Origin of the sequence: Thioalkalivibrio sp. (genome assembly GCF_007692535.1) — a bacterium.
Lineage (GTDB): Bacteria > Pseudomonadota > Gammaproteobacteria > Ectothiorhodospirales > Ectothiorhodospiraceae > Thioalkalivibrio.
This window is the reverse complement of sequence record NZ_REBW01000257.1, coordinates 1-6,133: the sequence shown is the minus strand read 5'-3', so window position 1 is coordinate 6,133 and position 6,133 is coordinate 1. Positions and strand designations below refer to the sequence as shown.

Sequence of the window (6,133 nt, the reverse complement as noted above, 5' to 3'; positions counted from 1 at the left end):
GCGCGGGGCGATCGCGACCGGAGGTCGCTCCTATGGCGTCTCTTCCTCCGCGCCTTCCTTCTTCACCGGCAGCAGGACCTTGCGGTCGACGCCCAGCATCAATGCGGCGGCGGCGGCGATGAAGATGGACGAGTAGGTCCCGACCAGAACACCGACAATCAGGGCGATGGCGAAGTTGTTCAGCGCAGCGCCACCGAGCGCGAACAGGGCAACCAGCACGAGCAGCGTCGTCATACTGGTAACGATGGTGCGTGCCAGGGTCTTGTTCACCGCGTTGTTCATCACGAACTGGGTGCCTTCCTTGCGCAGGATGCGGAAGTTCTCCCGGATCCGGTCGTAGACCACGATGGTGTCGTTCAGGGAGTAGCCGATCACCGCAAGCACCGCCGCCAGCACCGCCAGGTCGAACTCGATCTGGGTCAGCGCGAAGAATCCCAGGGTCAGCGTCACGTCGTGCACCAATGCCAGCACCGCGCCGACCGCGAAGCGCCATTCAAAACGCACCGCGACATAGATCAGGATGCCGAACAGGGCGTAGATCATCGCCAGGCCGCCCTGCTCGCGCAGTTCCTCGCCCACCGCCGGGCCGACGAATTCCACCCGCCGCAGGTCAACGCCGTCGGGACCCCCGGCCTGCAGCGCCCGAAGCACTTCGTTGGACAGGGCAGCCTGGTCCGGATCATCGACACGGGGCGGCAGCCGGATCAGCACGTCGCGCGAGGTGCCGAAATACTGCACCGTGGCTCGCTCGAAATCGTTATCCGCGAGCTGCTGACGGATCGGATCGAGTTCCACAGCCTGTGGATACCCCACCTCGACCAGCGTGCCGCCCGTAAAGTCGACGCCGAAATTCAGCCCCCGGGTCGCCAGCAACGCGATCGAAACCAACACCAGGATCACCGAGATCATGACCGCCATCTTGCGATGACCGAGAAAGTTGATGTTGGATTCGGCAAAATTAAGATGCGGAAGCATTTCGATAACTCCGGGGCTAGATGGACAGCCGCGCGATGCGCCGCTGCCTGCCATAGGTCAGGTTGACGATGGCGCGCGTAACCACGATCGCGGTAAACATGGACACGACCACCCCGATGGACAGCGTAATGGCAAACCCCTTGATCGGCCCGGTTCCGAACAGGAACAGCACCACCGCGGCGATCAGCGTAGTCACGTTGGCGTCGGCGATGGTCGAGAAGGCCCGCTCGTAGCCACTGGAGATCGCTGCCTGCGGCGACATGCCGTTGCGCAACTCCTCGCGTATTCGCTCGAAGATCAGCACGTTGGCGTCCACTGCGATACCGACGACCAGCACGATACCGGCGATGCCCGGCAGCGTCAGCGTTGCCTGCAGCAGGGAAAGGATCGAGACGATCAGCACCAGGTTCAGCGCAAGGGCGAAGTTAGCGATGAGTCCGAAGACGCGGTAGTACAGGATCATGAACAGCATGACCCCGATGAAGCCGATGATCACCGACTGCATCCCGCGATCGATGTTCTCCTGACCCAGGCTCGGCCCCACCGTGCGCTCCTCGACGATCGACATCGGCGCCGCCAGCGCCCCGGCGCGGAGCAGCAGCGCGAGGTTGTGCGCCTCGCGGGTGCTCTCCAGACCGGTGATCTGGAACCGCCGGCCCAGCGGCTCGTTGATGCGGGCGATGTTGATGACCTCCTCCGAACGCGAGGTCCGCCGCACCAGCTCCCCGTCTTCTTCCGTCGTCTCGGTGGTGGTCTCGATGAACACCGTCGCCATCAGGCGGCCCACGTTCTCCGCGGTGACGCGCGAAAAGATGCGTGCCCCCTGTCCATCCAGGTTGATGAACACCGCCGGCCCGCCGGTGTCCTGGGCGATGCCCGAGGAGGCCCCGGTGATGTAGTCGCCGGTCAGCATCACCCGGCGCTGCAACAGCACCGGGGTCCCGTCGCGCTCGAAGTACAGACGGGTGCCTGAAGGCGCACGACCCGTCTGCTGCGCCTCGCGGGCATCAGCCCCCTCGGCGACCATGCGGAACTCCAGGGTGGCGGTCGCCCCGAGGATCTCCTTGGCACGCGCGGTATCCTGCACCCCGGGCAACTGCACCACGATGCGGCTCTCTCCCTGCTGGGCGATGATTGGTTCGGCCACGCCGAGTTCGTCGACGCGCTTGCGCAGGGTGCTGATGTTCTGCTGCAGGGCCAGCCTGCGCAGCTCCGTCAGGTGATCGCTGTCCAGGGTGACCTCGAGACTGCTGTCCTCCCCCGCGCCCCGCTCCCGGAAATCCAGTTCCGCGCGGTACTGCCGGTTTAACCAGGTCAGGGCCGCGGCCCGATCCTGCTCGGAGGCGAAGGTCACGGTCAGGTGCCGGGCGGAGCGTTCGACGTCCTCGAAAGCCAGCCGCTCCTCGCGCAGCCGCCCGCGGAACTCGTTGGTATACCGCTCCATCGCGGTCCCGATCACGGCGTTCAGGTCCACCTCCATCAGGAAGTGCACGCCGCCGCGCAGGTCCAGCCCCAGGGACATGGGCCGACCATTGATCGCCCGCAGCCATTGCGGGGTGGCGGGTGCGAGGCTCAGCGCCACCACGTGATCGTCGTCCAGGGCTCCGCGCAGGACATCGGCGGACCGCAGCTGGTGATCGGCGCTGTCGTAGCGCAGCAGCAGCTGCCCCTCGCGTTCCTCCACCTGCTTGGCCTCAAGACCCTGGGCGCCGAGGATGACGTCGATGATGGAGGCCACAGCTGGCTCCACCTCACCGGTCCGCGCGTTCGCGACCTGCACCGCCGGATCTTCGGGGAAGATGTTCGGCAGCGCATAAAGGCCGCCCGCCAGGATGGCGACGGCGATCAGGGCATAGACCCAGACAGGATAGGCATTACGCATCGGAGATCTTTCTTAGACGTCTTTCATGGTGCCTTTCGGCATGACAGCGGAGACCGACTGGCGCTGGACGATGACGTTGACGCCATCGCTCAGTTCGACCCGGATAAAGTTCTCGCCCACCTCGGTGATCTTGCCCAGCAGACCGCCGTTGGTCACGATCTCGTCGCCCTTGGACAGGGCCTCGACCATGGACCGGTGTTCCTTCGCGCGCTTGCTCTGGGGCCGGATGATCAGGAAATACATGATGGCGAAGAAGATGGCGATCATGATCAAGAATGAGATCATGTCGCCACCGGCGGCGCCTTCCTGTGCGTGGGCTGCGGAGATAAAAAAGTCCATCACGTCACTCCATTCGAAAAGGGTTGTTCGGGTTCAGGGCACCGATCCGGGTACCGGAATGCAGACAATCGCTCCCACTGGCAACGGAAGCCCGCTCCGGGTTCCGCGCCAGAAGCCCTCGCAGGACGTTAGAGAGACAACCGGGATCGGTAGCAATTCAAAACACTCGGAATTATGCCACAGGCGGGACCGGCATGCCGCGCGCCGCATAGAAGCTGTGGACGAAACGGTCCAGTTCCCCTGCAGCGATACCTGCCCGCAACCCACGCATCAGGTCCTGGTAGTAGTGCAGGTTGTGGATCGTGGCCAGGCGCGAACCCAGGATCTCGTTGCACTTGTCGAGGTGTTTCAGGTAGGCGCGGGAATAATTGCGGCAGGTGTAGCAGCCGCATTCCGGGTCCACCGGTCCGATATCGGCGCGGTATTGGGCGTTGCGGATGCGCAGGATGCCCGTCCGGGTGTACAGGAACCCGTTGCGCGCATTGCGGGTGGGCATCACGCAGTCGAACATGTCCACCCCCCGACGCACCGCCTCGACGATGTCCTCGGGGCGGCCCACGCCCATCAGGTAGCGCGGCCGGTCCGGGGGTAACAACGGGAGGGTCACGTCCAGCGTCGCCAGGCGCTCGGGTTCCGGTTCCCCCACCGAAAGCCCACCGATCGCGTAGCCGTCGAACCCGATCTCCATCAGGCCCTCGGCGGAGCGCGCTCGCAGCGCCGGGTACATCCCGCCCTGGACGATGCCGAATAGCGCCGCCGGGTTGTCGTCGTGGGCATCGCGCGAGCGCCGCGCCCAACGCAACGACAGTTCCATCGAGGCCGCGGCCTGCTCTTCGGTGGCGGGATACGGCGTGCACTCGTCGAAGATCATCACCACGTCGGAACCCAGTTCCCGCTGCACCTGCATCGAGGATTCCGGCGTCATCAACACCCGGTCGCCATTGATCGGAGACTGAAAGCGCACGCCCTCCTCGCCGATGCTGCGCAGGTCCGCGAGCGAGAAAACCTGAAAGCCACCGGAGTCGGTCAGGATCGGGCCGTCCCAGTGCATGAAGTCGTGCAGGTCCCCGTGGGCGCGGATCACGTCGGTGCCCGGCCGCAGCATCAGGTGGAAGGTATTGCCGAGGATCATCTCGGCGCCCAACTCGCGCAGATCCTCCGGGGTCATGGCCTTGACCGTTCCGTAGGTCCCCACCGGCATGAAGGCCGGCGTCTCGACCACTCCCCTGGGGAAGGCCAACCGCCCTCTTCTGGCTTTTTTATCCGTTACCTGAAGATCAAACCTCATGTCATCTCCTGATGATCAGGCAAGCTCCGCAGGCCGTCCTGTCGTGCACAACGCACTCTCCGCATGCCCCTTCTCCGGTAGGAGGCGAGCCCTCTCGCCGATCTGGGGCCGGACCCATCGGCCAGGGGCTGGCCTCCTACATCCGTGCCCCTTGAAACAACACAAATCTGACCACCGGCGGAGCTTTCGTGACAATCAGGTGTCATCGTGCACTTGAGCTTGGCGGTAGATCGTCCGGACGTCCCGGCGCGAGCCACATCGCATCGCCATAGCTGAAGAAACGGTAGCGCTGGCCCACTGCATGCTCATAGGCCGCCATCACCCTGCGGTAACCACCGAAGGCCGTCACCAGCATCAATAGCGTGCTCTGCGGGAGGTGGAAGTTGGTCAAGAGCCGGTCCACCACCCGGAAGCGGCAGCCAGGCGTGATGAACAGGCGGGTCTCTCCGGCGAACGGGCGCAGTTCCCCGCCCTGAGCGGCGGATTCCAGCGAGCGCATCGAAGTCGTCCCGACGGCCACCACTCGCCCGCCGCGCGCGCGGCAGGCGGCGATCGCGGCACAGGTGTCGGGACCGACTTCGGCGTATTCGGCGTGCATCTGGTGTTCCTCCGTGTCCGCCACCTTCACCGGCTGAAACGTCCCGGCGCCGACGTGCAGGGTCACCGTGGCCACCTGCACGCCCTGCGCGCGCAACGCATCCAGCAGTTCCTCGTCGAAGTGCAGCCCTGCGGTGGGGGCCGCCACCGCGCCGTCCCGGGCCGCGAACACGGTCTGGTAGCGCTCCTGGTCCTCCGCGCTGTCGGGGCGTTCGATGTACGGCGGCAGGGGCACGTGTCCGTGCAACTGCAGCGCGGCCAGGAAATCCGGCTGATTCAGCAGCCGCAGGCGGAAGAACATGCCCTCGCGCCCGATCACCTCGATCTCCAGCGCCTCCGCCAGGTGCAGGCGCGAACCCACAGGCGGCGACTTGCTCGCGCGTACCATGGCCAGCGCGGTATCCGGCGCCTCGATCCGCTCCACCAACACCTCGACTCGCCCTCCGGTCGCCTTGCGTCCCAGGAGCCGCGCCGGGATCACCCGTGTGTCGTTCAGCACCAGCAGATCGCCGGGCCGCAACAGCCGACCGATCTCGCGTACCGATGAATCGATCGGCCCGGGCCCTTCCAGCACCAGCAGCCGCGCACCCGACCGCTCCGGCAACGGTTGCTGGGCGATCAGTTCCCCGGGGAGTGAATAGTCGAAGTCGGCGACGCGCATGGCGCGCGATGCTACCACGCCGCCCTGCCGGCGCCATCCCTCAAAAGCGGCGGCAAGCCGCCGCACTCCATATTGGCCGGTGCGGCCGCGCCTAGAAGATCAGGCTGTCTCGAACGCCTTCTGCGCGTCGCTTGTCTGTCTCTCCTTCTGCGGTACACTATCGACCCGCGCCGGGGTGGCGGAACTGGTAGACGCGCCGGACTCAAAATCCGGTTCTGGCAACAGAGTGCGAGTTCGATTCTCGCTCCCGGCACCATCCGTCCCCTATATCGCAACGCGAACACGGGGAACGACGCGGAACGCTCAAGCGCCGGCGTAGCTCAGTTGGTAGAGCATCTGATTTGTAATCAGAGGGTCGCGGGTTCAACTCCTGTCGCCGGCTCCAAACACT

Annotated in this window: 5 protein-coding genes and 2 tRNA genes; 2 read left to right on the top strand and 5 right to left on the bottom strand. The window is 65.2% G+C overall.

Annotated features, from left to right (window positions below; translation table 11 throughout):
* Positions 1-30: 30 nt before the first annotated feature.
* From secF to queA, 5 genes are all read right to left on the bottom strand, one after another.
* Positions 31-975 (bottom strand): protein translocase subunit SecF, encoded by a 945-nt coding sequence (secF, locus tag EA346_RS14395; RefSeq protein ID WP_296759750.1) that lies wholly within the window; start codon positions 973-975, stop codon positions 31-33.
* A gap of 16 nt (positions 976-991) precedes the next feature.
* The gene (secD, locus tag EA346_RS14390; RefSeq protein ID WP_296759749.1) at positions 992-2,857 is read right to left on the bottom strand and encodes a protein translocase subunit SecD; all 1,866 of its coding nucleotides are present in this window, start codon (positions 2,855-2,857) and stop codon (positions 992-994) included.
* 12 nt (positions 2,858-2,869) lie between these two features.
* The gene (gene yajC, locus EA346_RS14385; protein WP_296759748.1) at positions 2,870-3,196 is read right to left on the bottom strand and encodes a preprotein translocase subunit YajC; all 327 of its coding nucleotides are present in this window, start codon (positions 3,194-3,196) and stop codon (positions 2,870-2,872) included.
* 172 nt (positions 3,197-3,368) lie between these two features.
* Positions 3,369-4,484 carry a tRNA guanosine(34) transglycosylase Tgt gene (tgt, locus tag EA346_RS14380; RefSeq protein ID WP_296759746.1) on the bottom strand — a complete coding sequence of 372 codons (1,116 nt, stop codon included), beginning with the start codon at positions 4,482-4,484 and terminating at the stop codon, positions 3,369-3,371.
* Between the two features lie 202 nt (positions 4,485-4,686).
* Positions 4,687-5,742 (bottom strand): tRNA preQ1(34) S-adenosylmethionine ribosyltransferase-isomerase QueA, encoded by a 1,056-nt coding sequence (gene queA, locus EA346_RS14375; protein WP_296759752.1) that lies wholly within the window; start codon positions 5,740-5,742, stop codon positions 4,687-4,689.
* 169 nt (positions 5,743-5,911) lie between these two features.
* Here queA and EA346_RS14370 point away from each other — a divergent pair.
* Positions 5,912-5,998, top strand: a tRNA-Leu gene (locus EA346_RS14370).
* Positions 5,999-6,051: 53 nt separating this feature from the next.
* Positions 6,052-6,127 (top strand) — tRNA-Thr (locus tag EA346_RS14365).
* Positions 6,128-6,133 lie beyond the last annotated feature (6 nt).